Annotated in this window: 16 protein-coding genes; 7 read left to right on the top strand and 9 right to left on the bottom strand. The window is 64.5% G+C overall.

Translation table 11 applies throughout. The features are described 5' to 3' along the window. Positions 1 to 183 precede the first annotated feature (183 nt). Complete coding sequence (locus ACXVUM_RS13175) at positions 184 to 2,130, top strand: DNA cytosine methyltransferase (RefSeq protein ID WP_458522226.1); 1,947 nt, start codon at positions 184 to 186, stop codon at positions 2,128 to 2,130. On the opposite strand, the gene ACXVUM_RS13170 is transcribed toward ACXVUM_RS13175, so the two are convergent. Both ACXVUM_RS13170 and ACXVUM_RS13165 read right to left on the bottom strand, forming a co-directional pair. Then, complete coding sequence (locus tag ACXVUM_RS13170) at positions 2,127 to 3,413, bottom strand: ATP-binding protein (protein ID WP_458522225.1); 1,287 nt, start codon at positions 3,411 to 3,413, stop codon at positions 2,127 to 2,129. The genes ACXVUM_RS13175 and ACXVUM_RS13170 overlap by 4 nt on opposite strands. Before the next feature lie 141 nt (positions 3,414 to 3,554). Continuing rightward, on the bottom strand, positions 3,555 to 3,941 hold the full coding sequence (locus tag ACXVUM_RS13165; protein WP_458522224.1) for a very short patch repair endonuclease: 387 nt from the start codon (positions 3,939 to 3,941) through the stop codon (positions 3,555 to 3,557). 705 nt (positions 3,942 to 4,646) lie between these two features. Here ACXVUM_RS13165 and ACXVUM_RS13160 point away from each other — a divergent pair. Then, positions 4,647 to 6,515, top strand: a complete 1,869-nt coding sequence (locus ACXVUM_RS13160; protein ID WP_458522223.1) for a DNA/RNA helicase domain-containing protein — start codon at positions 4,647 to 4,649, stop codon at positions 6,513 to 6,515. Between the two features lie 83 nt (positions 6,516 to 6,598). Further along, positions 6,599 to 7,462: an HNH endonuclease gene (locus tag ACXVUM_RS13155; RefSeq protein WP_458522222.1), complete on the top strand. Its 864-nt coding sequence runs from the start codon at positions 6,599 to 6,601 to the stop codon at positions 7,460 to 7,462. Here ACXVUM_RS13155 and ACXVUM_RS13150 read toward each other — a convergent pair. The 3 genes from ACXVUM_RS13150 to ACXVUM_RS13140 all read right to left on the bottom strand — a co-directional run bounded on the left by ACXVUM_RS13150 (position 7,445) and on the right by ACXVUM_RS13140 (position 9,933). After that, a complete protein-coding gene (locus ACXVUM_RS13150) occupies positions 7,445 to 8,089 on the bottom strand; it encodes a hypothetical protein (RefSeq protein ID WP_458522221.1) in 645 nt (214 codons plus the stop codon). The two genes, ACXVUM_RS13155 and ACXVUM_RS13150, sit on opposite strands and share 18 nt — an antisense overlap. A gap of 195 nt (positions 8,090 to 8,284) precedes the next feature. After that, on the bottom strand, positions 8,285 to 9,061 hold the full coding sequence (locus tag ACXVUM_RS13145) for a hypothetical protein (protein WP_458522220.1): 777 nt from the start codon (positions 9,059 to 9,061) through the stop codon (positions 8,285 to 8,287). Positions 9,062 to 9,483: 422 nt separating this feature from the next. Beyond that, the gene (locus tag ACXVUM_RS13140) at positions 9,484 to 9,933 is read right to left on the bottom strand and encodes a hypothetical protein (RefSeq protein ID WP_458522219.1); all 450 of its coding nucleotides are present in this window, start codon (positions 9,931 to 9,933) and stop codon (positions 9,484 to 9,486) included. Between the two features lie 135 nt (positions 9,934 to 10,068). Here ACXVUM_RS13140 and pnuC point away from each other — a divergent pair, with 135 nt between their 5' ends. The 3 genes from pnuC to ACXVUM_RS13125 are packed head-to-tail and all read left to right on the top strand — an operon-like array spanning position 10,069 to position 12,492. Further along, positions 10,069 to 10,704: a nicotinamide riboside transporter PnuC gene (pnuC, locus tag ACXVUM_RS13135; RefSeq protein WP_458522874.1), complete on the top strand. Its 636-nt coding sequence runs from the start codon at positions 10,069 to 10,071 to the stop codon at positions 10,702 to 10,704. A gap of 7 nt (positions 10,705 to 10,711) precedes the next feature. Beyond that, on the top strand, positions 10,712 to 11,800 hold the full coding sequence (locus tag ACXVUM_RS13130) for an AAA family ATPase (RefSeq protein ID WP_458522218.1): 1,089 nt from the start codon (positions 10,712 to 10,714) through the stop codon (positions 11,798 to 11,800). Next, positions 11,797 to 12,492 carry an NUDIX hydrolase gene (locus ACXVUM_RS13125; RefSeq protein WP_458522217.1) on the top strand — a complete coding sequence of 232 codons (696 nt, stop codon included), beginning with the start codon at positions 11,797 to 11,799 and terminating at the stop codon, positions 12,490 to 12,492. The genes ACXVUM_RS13130 and ACXVUM_RS13125 overlap by 4 nt, the downstream gene beginning before the upstream one ends. 7 nt (positions 12,493 to 12,499) lie before the next feature. On the opposite strand, the gene ACXVUM_RS13120 is transcribed toward ACXVUM_RS13125, so the two are convergent. Further along, positions 12,500 to 13,141, bottom strand: coding sequence for an SOUL family heme-binding protein (locus ACXVUM_RS13120; RefSeq protein WP_458522216.1), 642 nt, complete (start codon positions 13,139 to 13,141; stop codon positions 12,500 to 12,502). Between the two features lie 224 nt (positions 13,142 to 13,365). Here ACXVUM_RS13120 and ACXVUM_RS13115 point away from each other — a divergent pair, with 224 nt between their 5' ends. Further along, positions 13,366 to 14,571 (top strand): TY-Chap domain-containing protein, encoded by a 1,206-nt coding sequence (locus ACXVUM_RS13115; protein ID WP_458522215.1) that lies wholly within the window; start codon positions 13,366 to 13,368, stop codon positions 14,569 to 14,571. Positions 14,572 to 14,808: 237 nt separating this feature from the next. Here ACXVUM_RS13115 and ACXVUM_RS13110 read toward each other — a convergent pair whose 3' ends face one another. Genes ACXVUM_RS13110 through ACXVUM_RS13100 form a run of 3 tightly spaced genes read right to left on the bottom strand, consistent with a single transcriptional unit; the run spans position 14,809 to position 21,839 of the window. Then, positions 14,809 to 15,210, bottom strand: a complete 402-nt coding sequence (locus tag ACXVUM_RS13110) for a hypothetical protein (protein ID WP_458522214.1) — start codon at positions 15,208 to 15,210, stop codon at positions 14,809 to 14,811. Then, complete coding sequence (locus ACXVUM_RS13105) at positions 15,207 to 21,245, bottom strand: putative T7SS-secreted protein (protein WP_458522213.1); 6,039 nt, start codon at positions 21,243 to 21,245, stop codon at positions 15,207 to 15,209. Before ACXVUM_RS13105 ends, ACXVUM_RS13110 begins: the two co-directional genes overlap by 4 nt. Positions 21,246 to 21,248: 3 nt before the next feature. After that, positions 21,249 to 21,839: a hypothetical protein gene (locus ACXVUM_RS13100; RefSeq protein WP_458522212.1), complete on the bottom strand. Its 591-nt coding sequence runs from the start codon at positions 21,837 to 21,839 to the stop codon at positions 21,249 to 21,251. Positions 21,840 to 21,841 lie beyond the last annotated feature (2 nt).

Here is a 21,841-nt window from a genome sequence, read left to right as displayed (position 1 = left end):
AGAACCCGACCTACCGCGTAGGGACAAGCGATGACTTACTGTCTCACGACCTAAACGCCGAACACGTCAGATGGCCAACTTTTACCGCCAACTGCCCGCGCAGGCTGCACGAGCTACGACTACCGGTGTAGTTGGACGACAGCCTAGGGATGCCCGTCGCACCACTCGCCTAAGCTCGGCGACATGGATGCAAGGAAGCGGACGCCGAGCGTGTCGTACAACGTCAAGCAGGTCCGAGGCCCAGTCGTCACACTGCCACCGCATCACATGGCCGCCCAAGACGACGCGCAACTTGCTGAGCTGTGCGAGTCGCTAACGTCGTCAGGGTACCCACTCGCCGCAGATCTGTTCGCTGGCGCTGGCGGCATCAGCCTCGGACTAGAACGAGTGGGCTACCGCGTTGTTCTCGGCGTAGACCACTATGAATTTTCGGTTCAGACCCACCACCACCACTTCGCGGGACAGTCACTCGGCTCGGACCTCTCCGACCCCGATGTGATCGAAAGAGTGGCCCAAAAAATTCGTAAGAATAGGATCGAAGTATTAGCCGGAGGTCCGCCCTGTCAGCCATTCTCCAAGGCCGGTCGTTCGATGATTCGTCACCGTGTTCAAGCTGGTGTGCGAGACCCACATGACGAACGCCGTGATCTATGGCGCTCTTTCCTTGAGGTTGTGCAGCTCGCGAAACCCAAAGCGGTCATCATGGAGAATGTCCCTGACATGGCTCTCGATCGGGAAATGTTCATTTTTCGGAGCATAATCGAGGAACTGGAACAAGAAGGCTACGCCGTCGAAGCGCGAGTGGTGGAAACGTGGCGCTATGGTGTACCGCAAATGCGGCAGCGACTGATCATTGTTGCGATGAGCGGTAAGAGGCGGTTCGAATGGCCGGCTGAGTCGCCCAATCGCGTGACCTTGTGGAACGCAATAGGTGACCTGCCGGACGTTGAAGGCGGCTGGAGGCCCGTGGGAGGCGCCTCGGGCTGGTCAGAGTACGCAGGACCCGTCACTGCTTATCAGTCCTTAATGCGCGCCGACATTGGAGCAGCTGATTCGGCCAAGGTATTTGATCACATTACTCGTCCAGTGCGAGAAGACGACCGGGCTGCGTTTGACTCGATGACGCACAAGACCAAGTACACAGATCTTGCCGCAGAGCATCAGAGATATCGCTCAGATATCTTTGATGATAAGTACAAGAGGCTCGATGAGAACGATCTATGCAGAACGATCACCGCGCACATAGCTAAGGACGGCTACTGGTATATTCATCCGCGACAGCCACGCACGCTGACTGTGCGCGAGGCTGCACGGGTTCAATCGTTTCCCGACGACTTCAGGTTCGCGGGACCACCTTCCGCTGCATTCAAGCAGATCGGCAATGCCGTTCCCCCACTGCTTGGAGAGGCGTTGGGCCGCGGTATTCGATCCGCACTTAGTAAGTCAGCGGCCGCCGGCCCCGACACGCGCGAGGTGTCCGCAGCAGTGGCGAGATGGGCGGGTCTGCCCGCTAAGGAACAGTCCGTACCTTGGATTCTCTCCGAAGACCGCTGGAGAATCACGGCGGCCGAAACCCTTCTGGACAGAGCCTCTAGAGGGGTCTCGCGTGCGATCTGGCCTGTCCTGAAGGACCAGCGCACTCTAAACCCCGGTGAATTACCAACAACGTCGGAGTTGAACCTGCTTTCGGAACTTGTATCTGGGGTTGGCAGAAGTGCGCGGATGAAAACACTGTTCGAAATCGTCGAGCAAATGCGCCGGAGCCCTTTCGAGCTCTGGGCGCCTACGGTTAACCGAGCAAAGCTACCTGCGATTAGCTCGGCACTCGCCGACCTGTTGGAGCTTGCAGCTCCACTGCAACACGAAGGCGTCCAAAGCGAGGAACCAGTACTCGTGACGAAAGGCGTTCTACGGGTTGCTAGTCGTTATCTCGGAAATGACGCAGATAAGCGAAACCGACAAACCGACGGGCGACTCGCGGTCGCAAGGATGATTGGGCTCGGCCCATCTTCAAGGCGGGCTCATTTGAAATTGATTATTCTAGCAGCGGACGTATGCCTTATCGACAACCCGCGTTGCGCACGCTGCCCTCTGCAAGCTAGCTGCAGCGAATACGCAGGTCGTAGTTAGAAACCGATTCTAGAAGCTAGCGTGCTGTCGTCATCCCTCAGCAGCGCGACGATCTGTTTCAAGGCTTCGTAGTTCCCTGTCCTGACAGCAGCTGATTTTAGCGCCAAGGCAATTTCTGCATTCGTAATGCCGCTCGAGCTCCCTCCTTTTGGGGACGGGTCGTCTCGGACTGGGCCTTCGTCGTCATTTTGTCGCCGATAGGTTCTATCCGCGAGGATGCACAGTTCACTGATCGGCCGCTCGAGCATCTGCTTCAACTGCCCCGGAATAGCAACCCGCATCTTTGCCACATTTATATTGAAGATTTCGTCTAGATCGTTGTCGAAGTCAAGACTTGCCCTCGCCAGTTTAGTGTGTTCATCGATCCCGCGAGTGCCACCCCATCCCCCCCACTGAACGAGTCTATTTTCCCTGTAGATGTACAAACCTTGCTGACGGTTCCAATTCAGCGGACCAGCGGCAGAATCGAATCCCTCGGGGGAACTGAAGGTACGCTTTCCTGGGAGGATGAATCTAGACAGTGAAACCTCCGACGAGCCGCCTTCATGAAGCAACTCGAAATTCAAACGATCCATGCGCTGGGTTGCAGGTTCGGTCCGAAAGAAAGGATCCCAACTCGCAACCTTCTCTCCATTGACTGTAATCGTTAAGTGCGGTGCGCCATTCTCTCCTGAGAGAAATCGGTGGAACACCATTCCGATGTGCTCCTGAGTTTTTTTCACCAGAGTGTCAAATCGACGCTTTGCCCATCCCCCCGTGGCGCCGGAGGGCGGCAGAACACGGTCGAGATCCTGCCAGATCACCACAGTTCCGGAACCGCCGGCAAGAAGCGATTCGGCGCGATCAGTAAAGGTGTCCGATGGACCCTCGACCACGACCCAGTCATCAAATCGCTCTATGGTGTCGAGGTCGAGCGTGCGTCTTACAATCCGCTTGCGGCTCGAAGCTCGGGAAACCAGTGTGAGCCGCCTACCCTGTGAGAGCGACGCGGTTTTTAGGCCTAAGCCGTATCGGCCGAGATCGCCTTTCGCGTAGTTGCGGCGCGTCCCAAATCGGAGCGCCTCGGTTGCTTCTATCGCAGTGAGGCCAGTCCCGTTGTCTGCAATGAAAACTGACGAGTCCGATCCGTCAAAGACGATCTCAATATTGACCTCGGAAGCGGACGCCGCGATCGAATTATCGATGAGGTCTGCGACAGCGCCAACGAAGTCGTAGCCGATGTCCCGCAGTGACATAGTCAGCCGCGCTGCCGAAGGCGTGGCACTGATGACGCGATGTGACACGGTTGCAAGTCCTAACGTGGTCGATCTGGTTGGCCCAGTCAATCACGCCAGTCCGACACGCTCCGCCAGGCGCGCTGACATCGCGCAAGGCCGACCGGCGAGGCCCGCGGCGCGATCGGACCGACGTCCGGAATGCACCTCCTACTGACGCATACCGTCAACAACATTCCGAGTCTCTACAATCAGATCCGCCACACGAGTTGCGGCCTCATGCTCCCAGAAGCGGAGTACGGTCCAGCCTCTCGCTTGCAGCGCAGCATCCGTTCGGCGGTCACGCGCGACGTTCGCGTCTAGCTTCGCGGCCCACCAAGCCCCATTCGCGCGTGGTCGCGTCCCGTGTTCGGGGCAACTATGCCAGAAGCACCCGTCGATAAAAACAACCAATCTGATACCCCGCCAAACGATATCGCCACGAGTACGCAGGTCCGGTTCAACCTTAGTGTCAACACGAAACCGCAGCCCGCGGGCATGCAGTTCCCGCCGCACCTCCACTTCGGCAGTTGTATCGCGGCGCTTCTGGCGGGCCATACGCGCTTGAACCGCATCCGACGACGGGACAGGGCGGTTCAAACGCTCGCTTCGTGGTTCCAAGTTCCTTATACTACCTGATGGTGTACTGCGTGTTCGACGAGAGGAGAGGATAAATTAGTCTGTGGCGGAGGAAGGTTCAGCAACCTAAGCGACGTCGGAGTACTTCTTGCCAATTCTTTCGATAGGTAAATTGGCGTAAATGAGTACCACTCGACTTCATAGGATTGCGAGAGCGATAGTCACTCGAGATACGCGGTCAGCCAAATAGAGCGCCAAGACGGTATTAGCGGAGACAAGGGTCGGGCGGGAACCGATCAGCCCGTCCGGCGCCCGGCACCACGTTCCGCTCCCTGCTGTCAGACCAAGCGCGTGTTCCCGTCGGCTTGTTGTCTGCGTCATCGGTCCCAATCCGTCTAGACTGGGTAAAATCCTCGCGATCTTCCGGTAGGAAGCCTACCGCAGTGCTTTTTCAGAGTTAGTCGTTTACCAAGAATGCTTATAGTCCGTCATCAGCGGCATGTATTAGTAGATTGCGCAGCACAATCGGTTCTCGTCCATCAGCATCCCCGCGACCTGGTCACAACGTGTCAAACCACTGGGCATCGACGGCAGGCGCTAGCCTGATAGCGCGGCTCGACGGACTTCCCGTGAGGACATGTCCCCCACCGCACGACTTGTTTCGTGCTGCCTTGGGGACGGTTCTTGACACTGCTACGCAAGACTGCGGAAGAGCTCGGCGTCGCTGACCCGGACTCGCTCGTCGAGCAGCTGCTGGAACAGATGCTCATCACTCGCGGGCACCGCGCCTCGCCCTCAGAGCAGCAGTCATGGCGGCGAAGTTTGCCGACGATCGCGTCCGACCTGCGTTCTGCAGGCCTCGGCGACGTCGAGATGCTCGTGGAATACCACCTGCCCCTCACATCGCAACGTGCCGACGTCGTGCTTGCAGGCGCCCATCCAACGACCGGGCAGCCGTCCTACGTCGTCATCGAACTCAAGCAATGGTCGGCAGCGACGATGTTTGAGGGCGACCCGGAGCTTGTGACGGTTCCCGGGATGGGGGGCGGTCCGCGGCTGCATCCGGTCCGGCAGGTTCAGGGCTATTGCAGCTACCTCGCCGACTTTGTTCGGGCCTTTGCGGATCAACCGGACGCACTCGCAGGCGCGGCCTACCTGCACAACGCAACCGACACCGCGGCTGTCGCGGACCTGTCGGCGTTGCCGGTGTCAACGACGGGACGGTTGTTCACGGCCGCGAATCGCGGCGAGTTCACCGACTTCCTTCGTACTCGGCTCGCGCCAGCGTCCGGAGCAGCGGCTGCCGACACCCTCCTCCGCTCTGCCATCGCACCATCGCGGCAGCTACTGAAGGTGGCAGCCGATGAAGTGCGCGATCGCGAGCGCTTCCACCTGCTCGGCGACCAGCAGGCCGCTGTCCAGACCGTCCACCACGCCGTCCGCCAGGCACACGCCGGCAACAGCAAGCGGATCGTCGTTGTGACCGGCGGCCCGGGAAGTGGCAAGAGCGTGATCGCATTGTCGTTGCTGGGCGAACTCTCCCGAGAAGGACGAACTGTTCTGCACGCGACCGGTTCGCGGTCGTTCACGCAGACACTCCGCAAGGTCGCCGGCCACCGGAACACGCGGGTCAAGGCGATGTTCAAGTACTTCAACCAGTTCATGACGGCGGAGGCCAACGACCTCGACGTGCTGATCCTCGATGAAGCCCACCGCATCCGCGAGACGTCCGTCGATCGCTACACACGCGCCGAGCTGCGAACTGGTCGACCTCAGATCGATGAACTGATCGCCGCGGCCCGAGTTCCAGTATTCCTTCTCGACGAGCACCAGGTGGTGCGGCCCGGCGAGATGGGCACCCGGCAGCAGATTGAGGAGTACGCGTCGGCGCAGGGAATCACCTCCCACCACGTCCACCTCGATGAGCAGTTCCGGTGCGGCGGGAGCGAGGAATACGTCTTCTGGGTCAACCGACTGCTCGGACTCCGCGACCAGGCTCCGTCGGCATGGACGGGCGACGACTACTTCGACGTGATGGTCGCGGACACGCCTACCGAGATGGAGGCGATTCTCCGGACCAAGATGGACACCGGGGACTCGGCGCGGATCACGGCCGGCTACTGCTGGCCGTGGAGCGACGCCCGCAAGGACGGCAGCCTCGTTGACGACGTCGTGATCGATGACTGGGCGCGGCCGTGGAACAGCAAGAGCGATCGCAGGATCGGCGATGCGCCCCCAGCCCCGCTCTGGGCAACCGAAGACGGCGGTTTCGACCAGGTCGGTTGCATCTACACGGCGCAGGGCTTCGAGTACGACTGGAGCGGCGTCATCATCGGCCCCGATCTGGTCTGGCGTGACGATCACTTCGTCTCGGTACGTCGCGCCAACCGCGACCCAGACTTCAAGAATCCTGCCCGAGTTTCCGACGCGCGGTTCGACCAACTCGTCCGCAACGTCTACAAGGTGCTGCTCACACGAGGGATGAAGGGGTGCGTCATCTACGCCACCGATCCTCGAACTCGAGAAGCACTGCATCAGCTCACAACTGAATAGGCCCGCTGTCAGTAGCTTCGGCCCGACAGGCTTCCCCACGGACATGCCTCCACCCGATGCGACCTCACCGAGAGGCGCTCGTCGTGTCCGCATGGATTCTCTCCGTTGGGAAGGACTATCCCCAGCACCTGCAGTTCGCAATCGAGGATGGACTTTGGGACACAACTCGCAACGCCAATATCCGCGCGGGCGATGATCTGTTTTTCTGGCTTGGTTTGGCCGGGTTCAGGCTCTGGGCGCGTGCGACGGGCGATCTTCGTGCGCTGACCGTTGATGACGCCCCTGCTAGGTGGGCAGACCGCGAGAGGACGGTGTACCTCGCGCGAGTTCACCTCGTTCTGGTCAGTGACGAGCTGGACAGTGACCCAGGATGGGGCGAGTTCAAAACGGCAACGGGAATACGCTTCGGTCCAAATATCGCGCCAGTGCAAATACCTGACAGAGCTGAAAGCTACCTACGCTCAATCTTCGTGCGACCCGAGGGATCGACTACAAATCCAGTCGCCCGTGCCGACATTTCCTTTAGCGCTCCTAGCTACATTCTTGGGGAGGACCTACGGGAACGTGCGCGCAAGGAAATAGTGATACGTCAGGGACAGCCATCCTTCCGCACAAAACTGCTCCGTGCGTACGAGTCAACCTGCGCCGTGACTGGCTGTGATGTCGAAGCAGTTCTTGAGGCCGCGCATGTCGACCGCTACTTCGGCGACCACAGTCACCACGTGACAAACGGGCTCCTGCTGCGGTCCGACGTCCATACGCTCTTCGACGCGCAACTCGTTACCGTTGACGCCGAATACCGAGTGCGCATCTCGCCGCAGCTTAGCGATTCCGGATACGGCGCCCTCGAGGGGCAAGCTATCCGCTTGCCTAAAGACAGGGCCTTGTGGCCCGACCTGGACGCGCTCAGACGACACCGCGATGAGTGCTTATGGGTCGGAAAGTGAACCCTTCGACAGGTTTCCGTCGTGTCGAGCGACTTCCGCAGCCAAAACCCTTCTTCCCGCCGATGACACCTGACGATGAAGAAATTCGTTCATCCGCGCAGGATCCGACGGAAGTAGGCCGGCGGACTGAGGCTCCTTCCACGTCGAAAAGTCTGATGGATTCTCAGCTGTGATCACACCGATTCCATGTTCTGCCGCAACGGCAATGGCGGCATCGAGCTCTCCGGATCGCGCAGTGGAAAGCACGCGCGGGATGTGAAAGATGACATAGGCATGCGTTGCAGCCCTACTGTGCGATAAGGATTCATACACAGCCATCACATTCACGTTCGAGGCGGTTTTCACCTCGAACGTGACCACCTCGAAGCGAGCAGGCACCAGCTCAAACCGTCTGAAACCTATGACCACGAGATCGGGCCGACTCCACCTGCCGCCCGTCTGACGACTTCCGCCGAAAGCAGTGGCCTCGCACACCAGGGGAGTCAGCATCCGCTTAGACGCCCAGGCGCCTTCCAGCGTCGACAGCAACGGATCGTAGAGAGCCGCTTCGGCAACCGGAGCTGGTATCGACGCCACCGCCGCATCGGCGCGGCGGAGCGTTCCGCCTCCTCCGACACCCTTCGCCACCAACTGCTTCTCAAGCAAACCGTCTCGTGCACGGCTGTACCTCGGTAGAGGCCAGCCCATCCGGCTGCGTAGCGCTCGATTTCCGAGGGGTGTGCCATCCGCAGGCAAAGCACAGAAGAGCCTGTACTCATCATCTTTGAGGTCAGCCACCATTCGTTCCTTTCCTACGAACGCTCGCCTCGGCAGCGTTTGACGTCAGAGAGTGCAAAGCCACCGCAATTTGCGGACCTGCGGATGGCGGTCTCCGCTGCAGGAACCTCGCCCCTGGCGCGGCATCGCGCACAGTCGACTCTTGCAGCAGATCTGAATCGCGTGGTTCACGCGCAGCGACGCTCCTCGGAGCGGCTTGGGCGGAAGGGGTCCTCGTTGCTCTATCGCGGTCAGACATTGACCCAGCACGATCATGTCCCGGTGCACCTTGTGACCCTTCGACCGTAGATGATCTGCGTATCGTTCGACCAAGCCGGCTTCCCTTCGCAATGCGGTCATCTCGCGGCCTGGTTGCTCTATCGCGAACGTCTCGACAAGGTTGCGTTCGATCTGCAGTGGTGTCACTGAAACACCTGGCTCTTCGGCCTGCGCCAGGCGTGCAGGTGTGGTCGCCTGCGTGGGCGGGGTCTCGGCAATAAGTTGTTCAAGAACCCCTATGGCACGCCGCCCGAACCCCCTGTCTTCCTGAATCAGCCGATACACAGGCAGACTCAAGCCGCCCAGGTCGCCGTTAGTGGTCACCCTGCGTTCCCACCACGAGCTGCCGTCAAGCGCCGACCAGGGATCGGAAGGCTTCGGCGCCGACGTCCCGATCCGGTAGGGCGACAGAATGTTTGCGATCTCGCGCCGGACCGGCGACAGGCGCACAAGGCGCGACTCGCCATCGAGAGCTCGGTTAGTAGCCCATCTCAAAACAAGCAGCTTGTAGGGAGCCGATACTCCGTTAAACCTGGCCCGTGTCAGGTTGCCGAGTTCAGCCAACAGGTCATCATGAGTTGACTTCGTCGAGACAGTCGCTCTGTCGAGACCTTCGGTACGCCCGTAGAGTTCGGCGTCGGACGGTACCGGCCCCAGATTGCCCCGCGTCCCGCCTCGGCGCGCTCGGTCGTACTTCGCTCGCTGGGACACGCTCATCTCGCGGCGAGAGCCGATTTGACCGAGGATGTTCCAGTCATCGCGGCCGCTGCCAGCGAGGACCGGACGCGATCGTTGACTCCCCGTTGCTCGGCGGAGCGCGTGTTGCACCACCTTTTGCTCGTCAGCGGACGTCGCGACGGGGTGAGAGCCGGGAGCCGAGAAGTGCTCGAGCGTCTGCCACCATCCAAACACCAGGATCCTCTCATCGTGGTCCGGAGGTCTATCGGACCGCATTCAGTAATCGAGGTAGCGGCTTCGTAAAGCTTCTATACGGCATCCTCCGGCAGGAGATCATCCGGGAACTCGTAGCTGCATCCGAGTTCCTCAGGCGTCGAGACGAGGCCACAGTCCCGGAACCACGACGTCACCGCGTCGGCGATGAGTTCGACGTCCTGCGTGAAGATGTAGCCGTCAGTGCAGTCCTCGAAATTCTCGCTGTCGAGCCACTCCTCGAGGGGCAGGTCGTCGACGGAGTGGTCGCCGAGGTTCAGACGGCGCAGCACCCTCCGCGAGCGGCGGAGCATCAGGACGTCGTCCTGGAGAACGACCACCTGCGCGCAGATCGCCTCGAGGCCCTCCTCTTCCTCCGCCGGACCATAGTCCCGCGGGCCGAGGTCGAAGACGAAGCCGACCGGCTTGTCCGACACGGATTCGACGACCCACTCCGTCATGTCCGACCACTCGCGTGTTCCCGCCGGCTCGGTGTCCCGTGTCATGTGTTCCTCCTCGTCTCGACGCCCTGACGGTAGCGCCGGCCACCGACATGTAATCGGGGCGACGAACAGGCGTGTGGGTGCTATCGTCCCCGAATAGTAGTCAGGCCGACTACAAAAGGGAGGGTCGTCGTGGGGATCATCGACTGGCTGGGGTCGACTGCGTTCACGTCGTTCGGTGCGCCCACGTCGTGGGTCGAGGTGATCGGTTTCGTCACCGGCGCCGTCTGCGTCTACCTGGTTGCGCGGCAGAACGTGTGGAACTGGCCGATCGGCATCGCGAACAACGTCACGTTCATCCTGCTGTTCATGACCGCGGGGCTCTACGCGGACTCGGCACTGCAGCTGGTGTACATCGCTCTCGCCCTGTGGGGCTGGTACCTGTGGGTCGCGGGACGCGAGGCGGCGCCGTCGGCGGTGACCGGCACCTCGCGCCGCGAGTGGTTCTGGCTCCTCGGCGCCGGGGTCTTCGGGACCATCCTCATCACAGCGCTACTCGCACTCGCCACCGAATCGGCGGTGCCATTCTGGGACGCGCTCACCACGACCCTGTCACTGATGGCCACATGGGGTCAGGCGAAAAAGCGGTGGGAGTCGTGGATCCTGTGGATCACCGCCGACCTGATCTACGTCCCCCTCTACCTCTACAAGGACCTCGTCCTCACCGCGATCCTCTACGTCGGCTTCCTCGCCCTCTGCGTCATGGGCCTGCGCGCCTGGCGTCGAGACAGTACGGACGTCGCCGACGACGCCGTGCTGGTCGCACAGAAGTAGGGCCGACATGTTTCGTCATGCCCTGGTGATCGGCAAGTTCTATCCGCCCCACGCCGGCCACCACATGCTGATCCGTCACGCGGCCGAGATCGCCGATCACGTTGTCGTGGTTGCGATGTCGACGGTGTCGGAGACGATCCCGCTCGCCGACCGCGTCGCCTGGCTGAGCGAGTCGCACCGCGACAACCCGAACGTCGCCATCACCGGAATCCGGTGTGACGCGCCGGTCGACCTGACCTCCACCGCGGTGTGGGCAGCGCAGGTCGCCTGCATGCGGGCAGCAGTCCACACCATCACCGACGAACCGATCGGCGTAGTGGTAAGCAGCGAGGCCTACGGTCCCGAGTTGGCCCGATGGTTCGACGCCGACCACGTCGCCGTCGACCCCGATCGCGACCGCATACCGATCTCGGCGACTGCCTGCCGTGCCGATCTGGCCGGCAACTGGCGTCAGCTGGATGCCCCAGCACGAGCCGGCCTCACCACGCGTGTTGTCGTTCTCGGTTCCGAGTCGACGGGGACCACAACGGTCAGTGAGGCTCTGGCGCAGCGGTTCCGGGAGCGTGGAGGGATCTGGGCGGAGACTCGCTGGGTCCCCGAGTACGGCCGAGACGCCACCGAAGCGAAACTCCACGCGCTGCGGGAGCAGGACCCGACCGCCGACATGTCAGAGCTGACATGGACGGGTGACGACTTCGCGCACATTGCTCGCACCCAGCAGACACTCGAAGACGACGCGGCCCGCGATGGGTCACCCCTGCTCGTCTGCGACACCGACGCTGTCGCAACCGCCGTCTGGGAACGCCGGTATCTCGGTCCGCAGAGCCGATTCGCGCGTAGCACTTCCGACGGCCGAGGGCGCATCTATCTGGTCACGGACCATCACGGAGTTTCGTTCGTGCAGGACGGTATTCGCGACGGCGAACACATCCGCGCCGAGATGACCGGCTGGTTCATAGATGCGCTCACCCGGCAGGGTCTGTCGTGGGTTCTGCTGACGGGCAGCCTCGACGACAGGCTCGACCTGGCGACGAGAGTCGTCGACCGGATGCTCGAGCACCGGTCGACGTTCACCCCTCCCGCGGTGATGCAGTGACCTACGACAGTGCGCAGTTCCCGTCCTTCGCCGTCACCGTGGACCTCACCATCCTCACGATCCGACACGGACACCTCTGTCTGCTGCTGATCACCCGCGGTGAGGAGCCGTTCCGTGGAGAGCTCGCCCTCCCCGGGGGCTTCGTGCGCGCGAGCGAGTCCATCGACGACGCCGCGTCGCGCGAGCTGCTCGAGGAGACCGGACTCGCACTGTTCCGCGGTCACATCGAGCAGTTGGCGACGTACGGCGCGCCCGATCGCGATCCTCGGATGCGAGTGGTCTCCGTCGCGTACGTGGCGTTCGCGCCGGATCTCCCCGACCCGGTCGCGGGCACCGACGCCGCCGAAGCGATGTGGACCGCGGTCGACGACCTCCCAGAAGAGATGGCGTTCGATCATAGACAGATGATCGACGATGCACTCGAACGCGTCCGATCAAAGCTCGAGTACTCGACGGTGGCAACCGAATTCGTCGGAGCCACCTTCACCATGCGCGATTTGCAGACCGTGTACGAGACGGTGTGGGGAACGACGTGGGACCGGGCTAACTTTCGGCGCAAGGTGCTGGCGACGCCGGACTTCGTCCGTCCTGTGGCGGGGCAGACCGCCTCCACCGGATCACGGGGTCGGCACGCACAGCTCTATCGAGCCGGCTCGGCAACGGCGTTGCATCCGCCGATGCTCCGCCCGTGACCGCTGGTCACTCCGCGATCGGGACGACCACCTCGTTGCGGCGGCGGAAGGGCAGGGTCCACGGCGGGTCGTAGAACCAGCTGACCGGCTCGCCTGTCATCTCGACGCCGTTCGCCGACAGCGCGTCGAGCAATTCCTTCGTCTTCGTCGCGACCGCCTCGGGGCTGCGCGAGCCGGTGAATCGGATTGCGGCGACGGACTCGTCGGGCACCTCGACGAGATGGACCCGATCGTCTTTCGGCGTCGGGAGCGTCTGCATCGTCCACTTCGACGGCATGAAGAACCGGATGACCCAACCGTCGTCGTCACTCGACGTCGAGACCGGAGCGGTCATCGCGATCTTCTGACCCTTCGACGCGCCCTGGCTGACGGGCGCCGTCATCGCGACCTTCTCGCCCGCCTGGTTGCCGCCGAAGATGTAGCCGGCCAGACGGCGGAACCCGTCGGACCGCGCCTGCTCCTCGTCGGCACCCTGCACCGTGGTCTCCGCGGCGATCCGCGGACCGTACCGACGGATCTCGACGCTGTCGGTCAACCTGCGCGTGGTGTGGTTCGGCTCCTCGGTCAACACGCGGACACCCACGATTCCGAGCGCGGCGTCGGCCACCTGCTCGGCAACGTTCACGACTCTCGACAACACGTCGCTCATCTCCTCCGTTGCGGTCTTGGCTGTCTTTCACTTTCTGAACGATTGCGGGTCCGGGTTCGTTCCACGCGATACCGACTCGCCCTGGACCGGACGTGTCGGACCCCTCCCCTAACCTGCAGGTGAACGGTGGTTCTTCCACCGAGTTCGGGTTCCGCATCGCGGACTCGACGGCCACGATCGACCTTGCTGATGACCGGGCCGCGTCAGCACATGAGGAGGTCACCGTGACCGACCAACTGACGCTCGACGACGCCGCCTGGGAGGCGTTCATCGATTCACTGGCCCACCGGCTCGAGCGGGACACCATCATGGACTGGATGTTCATCGCCCCGGCCGAGGGCGACGCGGGCGCCGGTTTGCGGATCGACCTCCGGCAGGGGCAGGGCAGGAGACTCGTCGGGCCGCGTCCTGACGGCGGGGCCACGCTCGACTGGGCAGAGATCCGGTCCGACCGGCTCACCCAGGTCGCCTATCACCCGCACGAGATCGCCGAGACCGTCGTCGAGATCGCCCGACAGCATTGGCTGCTCGACCATCCCGACGAGATCGCTCCTCTCGGCGACTACCAGCCGGACGGTTCGCCGCCGCCGGGGCGCCTCGGTCCCGACACCCTGCGGAGGCGCGTGCGCGACGACATCGCGTCGTTCATCGGCGGGGCGCCGGTCATCGGCCCGGACTTGATCATCCGGATCCCTGGCGCCGACTTTGCGACCTCGGTGGCGGTGTCGATGGAGAAGCCGCAGCTCGACATCTTCGCTCGGGTGATCACCGACATGCCGTTCGACGTCTCGGCGCCGACACTGACCCGTGTGCTCGGACCGAAGTTCGACCACATCACCCTCACGGTCCGCGACGACGATCTCTACGCCGCGACGTTCGCCCGGTGCGACGGCTACAACTTCCTCTACTTCTGCTGGTACCTGCGCCGGTGGTATGAGTTCCTCGACGAGGGCCTGCCCACCCTCCGCAACGCGCTCGGCATCGGCGACGAGCCTGACGGCACGCCCACCGCCAGTCGGGTTGCACGCCCGTCGGTGGACCTGATGGTGGCCGAGGCGTGGGAGGGCTACGTCGTGGAGCTGGCCGCGGAGATCGAGTTGCTCGTTCCCGGGCAGCGACTGACCGTCGCGCAGTCGTGGGAGTACCCCGAGGGTCCGCAAGGTGTGGTGAGGGTGAGCGCGTCACCGCTCGGCGGCTGGTCGGCGACCATCGCCCCGAAGACCCTGCACCCCGACCCGGAGTGCCGCGACGAGCAGACCGAGTTGCTGGTCGAGGCCGGGTGGACACGGACCACCAGCGGAATGATCCTCGAGGTCTCCGACGCAGAGATGCTGGCACGCCACATCGTCGACGACGCCCTGCTCGCGACGTGGGATTGCGTGCACCCGTCGTTCTTGGCGGAACGACGGGTTGTCGAGCCTGGCAAGTGAAGTGCCCGCCCCTGATTCCGAATCAGGCACCTAGAAGCTTCACGCGAGCATGCACGCTCCCCTACCAACTCATCGGATTTCCGTCGGTTCAGCCCTACCGGCTGAGCAGTCGCACCAGCCAACATGCGCACGGCGTTTCGAGCTCACCCATCGACTGGTTCGACTGGTGTCCGGCGCTTGCGAGACGGTGCAGTGAGAGCGCATCGCTCTCCGCAGCTCGGGTACCCGCGGCGCCAGCTAAATCGACGCCGACCTTGCCCACGTCGCGAGCTTCTGGACGCTTTGGGGGTGGGCGTTTGGCCTGTAGTAATCCGAAACCACCAGCTTTGTGGTCCCCTGCTTGAACGACCGCTCACTCGATCCTGCTCTGAAGCTGATGTTTTCGCCTTCGAAGACCAGCTCACTGAGGTCCCTCGTCACCAAAAATCCAACGAGGTCCAAAGCGAGCGTTCGTTGCCAGCCAAAATCCACCGCGAACCGACGCGGTGTCGCAAACTCCGCTCCCTGAAGCGTAAGGATCTCGTCCCACGGCTTGCCGAACCATCCATCGGGAAGGATCAGACCAATCGGAGCGACGCCCCTATATGCCTCAAAGAACGTTGAGACGGCGAGAGGAGCGTCCGCGTTAGGAGGCATCACCGCAACCACTCTAACGGCACGTCGAAACCAGGCTGGAAGACGATCTGGTTGCCACCTCCATGCAGGACTCCACCGGCGTAAACATCCTGCGGTGCAACCGAACCTTCGAAATAGCGAGTGCCGGCGGGCACCTCGATCCGGCTCACCGCGGTCGCCTCGTTGCCCCATGCTGGGTTGAGTGCGCTGTCCATTCGCGCCTGAATCGGCCCCGCAGGGAAGTCTCGAGACCAGAAGCGTCCCAACGGGAACTTGCCCTCGGTGAAAGCGCGGTACAGCACCATCGGCTCGGTAGTGACTCTCTCGTAGTAGCTCCCCCCGCGAAACGTCGATGCCAAGGTCGGATCGAGCGGGCCTGCTTCATGCGGGCCCCATCGCTTCACAGTCTCGCTGCCAGCAACCTCCGGGCACGGCATCAACCCGAGCGGGTCTGCGGCTGTCGTCGGGTTCTCGGGGTACGCGTAGGGGTTCGGAGCCGGAGCAAGACCGAGGGGGTCAGGCGTCAGATAGCGGCCCGAGCCGGGGTGGTAGTAGCGGAAGAGGTTGTAGAACAGGCCCGATTCGTCGTCGGCGTACTGGCCTGGGAAGCGCAGCGGCGTCGACTCGCCCGTCCATGTCGACTCACCCCAGAGAGTGGTGATAGCGCGGCCGGCCAATTCACCGGAAACCGGGTCAAGAAGACCGACGGGCATGCCGATCTGGTCGGTGACGATCGCGAAAAAGCGGCGGTCCACCTCGGACTGCGGCAGATTCGCAGCATCGTCGTCGCTCTCGGCGAGGTTGAGAAGCCCGCCGGCAGGGCGAGACCCGGCTCGGCCCGACACCTGCGCCACCGGCGTCATGCCACCTGGCTCGTACACCCACGTGATGACTTCGCCGGTGGACTCGTCGAACTGCTCGACGAGCTGGGTCCCCGACCACCGGAACACCACACGCGAACCGTTGTCGGCGATCTTGGCGGTCCGCCGACCCATCGGGTCGTACTCGTACCCCCACCGACGCCCCGTCGGGTCGACCGCCCACCTCAGCCGATCCCACGCATCCCAGCCGTACTGCCACACATCGGGTTTCCGACTCAACCGTCGGCGGACGATCTGCGTGACGCGTCCCGCACCGTCGTAGCCGTAGGTGCACCGCCCGTCGTCGACGAGGCGGCCGTCGCGGTACTCCCACCCGTGCCGTTCGCCGTCGACGACCGAGCCGACGATGTTGTGGTTCGCGTCGAACGAGAAGGCCTCACGCACGGTCCGGTCGTCACCCGCGACGGCACGCACTCGGCCGGCGTCGTCGAGATCGAAACGCGCTCGCGGCAAAAGATTCTCGGTGGCGGGGCCCTCCCCCGTCACGGACAGCAAAGCCCCGTCAGGTCGGTAGCCGAACGTGCTCGCCGACGTGGTGCGCTCGGCGCTCGGCCCACCGAGTGAGAGGTTCAGACGCCCCGCGTCAGCGATTCCCTCGACAACCGCGCGCCGGGTGAGTCGCCCGACGGCATCCCAGGCAGAGTCGATCGCGACCGCCCCCACCGTCCGTCGGGTCTCGCGGCCCATCGAGTCCCGAGTCAGCTCGATCGCCCTGCCATCGACGTCGACACCGGCGAGCGCACCGCTGGGGTCGTACGAGAAGCCGACGGTCGATCCGCTCGGCATGGACCGGCGGAGAAGATCACCCGCGGCACTCCAGGCCGACACCACCTCCTCGCCGTTCCACGCCTCGGAGACCACGCGGCCAAGGGCATCGTGGCCGAACTCCGCGCGGCCGAACAGATTCGACACCGACACCATCCGGCCGAGGGCGTCACGCTCGTAGACCACCTCGTCGTCGCCGGAGCGCTCGCCGACGAGGTTCCCCGCGGCGTCGTAGGTGTAGTCGATCCGCTGGCCGGCACCGTTCTGCTTCCAGGCGAGGCGGCCGACCGCGTCGTAGCCGAAGGTCGTCTCCGCGCCGGAGAAGTCGACCTCGCGGGCCACCCGGCCATCGGCCTGGTAGTCGTACGTCCAGCGCTGCCCCAGCGCGTTGACGACGGCGACGAGTCGTCGGGTCGTGTCGTACTCGAATTCGGTCCGCGAACCGTCCGCGTCGACCCGGGCGAGCGGAAGATCGTAGAGGCCGTACTCCCAGCGGGTCTCCGCTCCCGCAGCGTCGACATGCGACACCCGATTGCCCTCGCCGTCGTAGAGCCACCGCTCGACACCACCATCGGCAGCGACCTCGGTGGTCAGCCGACCCTCGAGGTCGTACTCACGCCGGGTCACCGCCCCGTCGGGAGCCGTGATGCGCACGGGCCGACCAAATGTGTCGTACTCGACGGCGGTCGCGTGACCCTGCGCGTCCTCGACACGCACCGGAAGACCCGCAGCGTTGGTCTCGACGAGCACCCTGCGCCCGTCGGGATCGACCTGCACCGCAGGCGCACCGTTCGACGCGCGGTCGATGCGACGGGTCGCGCCGGCAGGATCGGTGACCTCGACCGCGTTCCCGCGCTCGTCGTACCGGATGGTCTCCACGCCACCGTCGGCGCGAGTGATGCGTGCCGGGAGCCCGGGCCGGAGGTAGGCGACGGTCGTGGTGTCACCCGACGGCCCGGTGACGCGGACCAGATCGCCGTTGTCGTCGTGATCGAAGGCGGTGGTCGCGCCGGACGGGTCGGTGGTGCTGATGGGGTTGCGTCGCACATCCCAGCGCGTGACGGTCTCGCGGCCCACCGGGTCGACGACTCGTTGCGGTCGCCCGTCGACGTCGATGGCATAGAACGTCGTGGCCCCGAGCGCATGGGTGACAGCGGTGACGGTTCCGGTGCCGTCGGGCAGATCGCGGTAGTCGAAGCGGCCGGCCCACACCCCGTCGGTCCCGCTCTGGAACACCACGCGACCCTCGGGGTCGTAGACGTTCTCGTAGGTCTGGCCGATCGAGTCGGTCCACCCCACGATGCGGTGCTCGTCGTAGGCGAAGTGCGTCGTCGCGCCGACTGCCGTTGTCACCGAGGTGAGATCACCGTCGGTGTACCCGAACTCGCGGAGCGTCGTGGAGGCAACACCGTCGTCGTCGAGCGTGATGAGGCGGTAGCGGACGATCCGCGCGTCGGCGGTGTCGACGGCGATGCGGTACCCGCCGGAGTGCTCGACGCTGACCGGCACACCTTTGTCGCTGTAGCCGAACAGGATCCGGTTGTGGTTGCGGTCGGTGATGGCGCTCAACGCGAAGGCCCCGGCGGCCACGTCGACGCCACCGAGCTGAGGCTTCGGATCGAACCAGTGGCGCCGGGAGCCGGTCCTGTCGGTCAGGACGTAGCCACCGACAGGCGTTCGCCGCAGGGTCGACAGCGCTCCCCGCTCCGCGACCACCACATCGTCGCCCTCGACACGCGGGAAGCGGAGAACGACGCCGTCGGGGTCGACGGTGGTGATGCCGTCGTCGTCGACGAGCAGCCGACTGTCGAAGGTGCTGGTCCAGGACGAGCCGAACCACTGGCCACCGCGGAACCCCGACCGGTGAGTGCGGACCAGGGTCAGCGGCAGGATGCCCGGCAGATCCACATCGGTTGCAGGCAGGAAGTATTCGCCGGTGGCGACATCGACGGGTTCACCGGCGACGGTGCACTCCTCGCGCTGGAGCGAGGAGTGGGGATTGTCGTGATCGATGCGACTGTTGGGGGTGAGCGTCTCCTTCGGCGTGAAGACCGACTGGTCACCCCCACCGTCGGTGCGCCCACCGGAACCGGCCGACGACTCCCGGGTGGAGGCACCGCCGTCGGATCGCGGCCGCGATCCCGCAGGATCTACCGTCTTCGGAGCAACAGCGCCTGCCGTGGGCTGATCGGGACGTCCACCGTGATGGGCAGGAGTCGACTGCCCGCCCGACGGCCCGTCCGCGAGACGCCCCGGGGTCTGACCGACCGCGTCCCCGGGACGCGGTGACAGACCCGGCCCGTCGCCACGCGGTGTGACGGCCGACTGCGACGTACCGGCCGCCGGCGGGGTCGGATCCGTTCGGGGAGTGTCGCTCCGAGGGCTGTCCACAGGTCTCGTGTCGATCGATCGCCCGTCACCGGAACTGGGATGGACGGCCTGTGGGTGCGGGGGCGGAGGCGCCGTATCGATCGACGCAGGCCTCGTCGAGGCGACAGGCGTCCCTGTGTCCGCTGCTGGTGACTCATGCACCGGAGCAGGCCCGGGATCGCGGGCGGCAGCTGCGTCGGGCGCATCACCCGCGTGTGGCGTCGGCGCAGGTTCGCCGGATCCGTGGGGCGTCGTCGTCGGTGGGGCGGGATCACCGTCGTGCACGGGCCCCCGGTCGACGTCGCGCAGGGGCGGGCCGTCGCCGTCGTGGGGTGTCGGCGCATCGTCGGTGCGCGGTGGTGGTCCGTCGGGGTCGCGAGCGGGAGTCGGATCGCTGTCGTGCACTGGTTGTCTCGCGTCGTCACCGCGCGGTGTCCCTGTGTCGCGGTCAGAAGATGTGTCGCCGTCGTGGTGCGTCGGCTGAGCGGGCTCCGGTTTCGCCGACTGATCGGGCTCGGGCTTCGCCGCAGCGGGCTCGTCGGGTGTGTGTCCCGGGTGCTGCCCGTCTGCGTCGGGTGTGTGCGAGGTGTTCGTATCCGAGGTCGGTGAGTCACGTCCGGTCCCGGGGTCCGTGTGGTGCGACACCGGTTGCGTCGTCGGCTCCGCTTTCGCAGGCGCCGTCGTCTCCTGGTGTCCGGCAACAGGGGTGTCGGATCGGGGCGCTCCGGCGGAGGGTGCAGACGACGGGGTCGCGGCACGGCTGTCGCCGATGTCGCCGAGTTTGCCGATCGACGGTCGGGCATCGGTCAGACCGCGACCTGCCACCGCCGCGGCGTCGCGGGCGCCCGACGTCGTCGCCGACCGTGCGGCCGACGCGGCTGTCGTCGCCGCGTCGCGGCCGGCGGCACCGGCTGCGCGTCCAGCACCGGACAGTGCCCCTGCACCTTTGGGGCCTGGCGCGGCCAACGACATGATGTTCGCCGTCAGGGCGCCCGACGCCTGGGCGGGATCCTTGCTCCAGCCTGTCCCGATGAAACCCTTGACCAGTTCCTTGGGATGAGCGGCGGCATGCACCAGCCCGGCACCGAGCTGGGTGGAGTTCTTCAGGTACTCGGCCGGATGCGCCTGGTTGTAGGGGTCGGTCGGGTTGACCGTCCGCAGCATCTTGACGGTGTCGGTCGCGACACCGACCAGGCCGACCCCGAAGTGCTGCCGAGCGATGTCGGCAGCCTGGGCATAGTCGCCGATCGAGTCGAGGAGCCGGTCCCCCGCCGCGGGGAGCGGTGGCGCCTGCCCTGCCGCGCCGTGCAGCGCGCCGGCCGCGTCGTCGGCCGCGGCGTTCCGTTGTGACCGTGCCCGTCTCAGCACATCGTTCGCCTGCTGCTTCACCGCAGGACCGGGATCCGGACCGAACGTCGGCATCGTCGGCTTCACATCGGTGGCACCGGCGTTGTACGCATCGGCAGCGGCGTTGTAGGCGTCGGTGCGGCGATTGACATCGTCGACCCACGCATCGTGTTGTCGCTGAGCCTCTTTCCACAGGCGCACCGCCTCGGCGGCCTGGGTCTGTGCCGCATCGACCGCCCCGGCCAACGCCGTGAGCGCGCTGGACGCGGCCTCGCAGGCGTCGGCGGCGGTGAACCACTTGGGGAACTCGGCCGCGGTCTTCTCGTGATAGCCGTCGGCCGCCTCACCGGTCCAGTCGCCCACGGAGATCCCGCGCAGACCGGAGCCGCCGTCGTCGAGCGATCCGGCCATCGTCGTCAGCGACGACGCCCGATCACGCAACGCGCCGACGTCACCGTGGACGAGTTCCTTCGGATCGTCCGTCTCGTCGAGCGACTTCTCGTCCGGGGTGGCTCCGAGTTGATCGGCGACCGAGTCCCCGAAGTCCTCGACTGCGTCGGCTGCCCCGTCGAGTCCGACAGCACGCAGACCGTCGCCGACGAGATCGGTCCCGGCGTCGACCGCCTTGCCCAGCACCTTCTCCCCGGAGTCGAGGAGATCCTCGCCCGCGTCGACGATCTTGTCGAAGATGCCCACCGGTCAGTCGGGTGGTGTGGGTCCGGCGGTGCCGATCGCGGACACCACCCCGACGGCGTCGGGGATGTCGTTCTTCACCGACGCCAGGTTGTTCGCGATGTCGTCCTTCACCGCGGCGAACGACTCGGGCGAGACGTCGGGGTGTGTCAGGCGATCGCGGTTGTAGTCGACCAGGTCGCCTGCGGACATGTCGTCGGTGCCGCGGACGACGATGTTCCCGTCGGCGTCGCGCACGCTCTCCTTCTGCAGGCTCGGGTCGCCGACGAGGTCGTTCGCGAAGTCCTTCAGCGCGTCGGCGTTGTACTTCTCCTGGTTCTCGTACATGCCGGCGCCGAGGTGCAGGTGGTGTGCGATGTCGTTGGCGGTCTGGACGAGTGAGCGCATGCCCCACTCCCACCGTTCGCAGAAGTCGTCCATCGCGGCCTTGGCATTCTCCCGACTCATCTGCTCACCGGAGAGCGCCAGGTCACCGAAACCGCGCCCGGTCTGTCCCGCGTAGGCCCCGATCACCGGCGTTCCCGACAGGCCGTCGATCACACCGTTGATGCCCTTCGCAGCCTGGTCGAGGACCTCAGGCCGAACGTTCAGACCCATCG

The organism is Williamsia sp. SKLECPSW1 (genome assembly GCF_054332755.1).
Note: the sequence above shows the minus strand (reverse complement) of the source record. Positions and strands in the feature narration are given on the sequence as shown.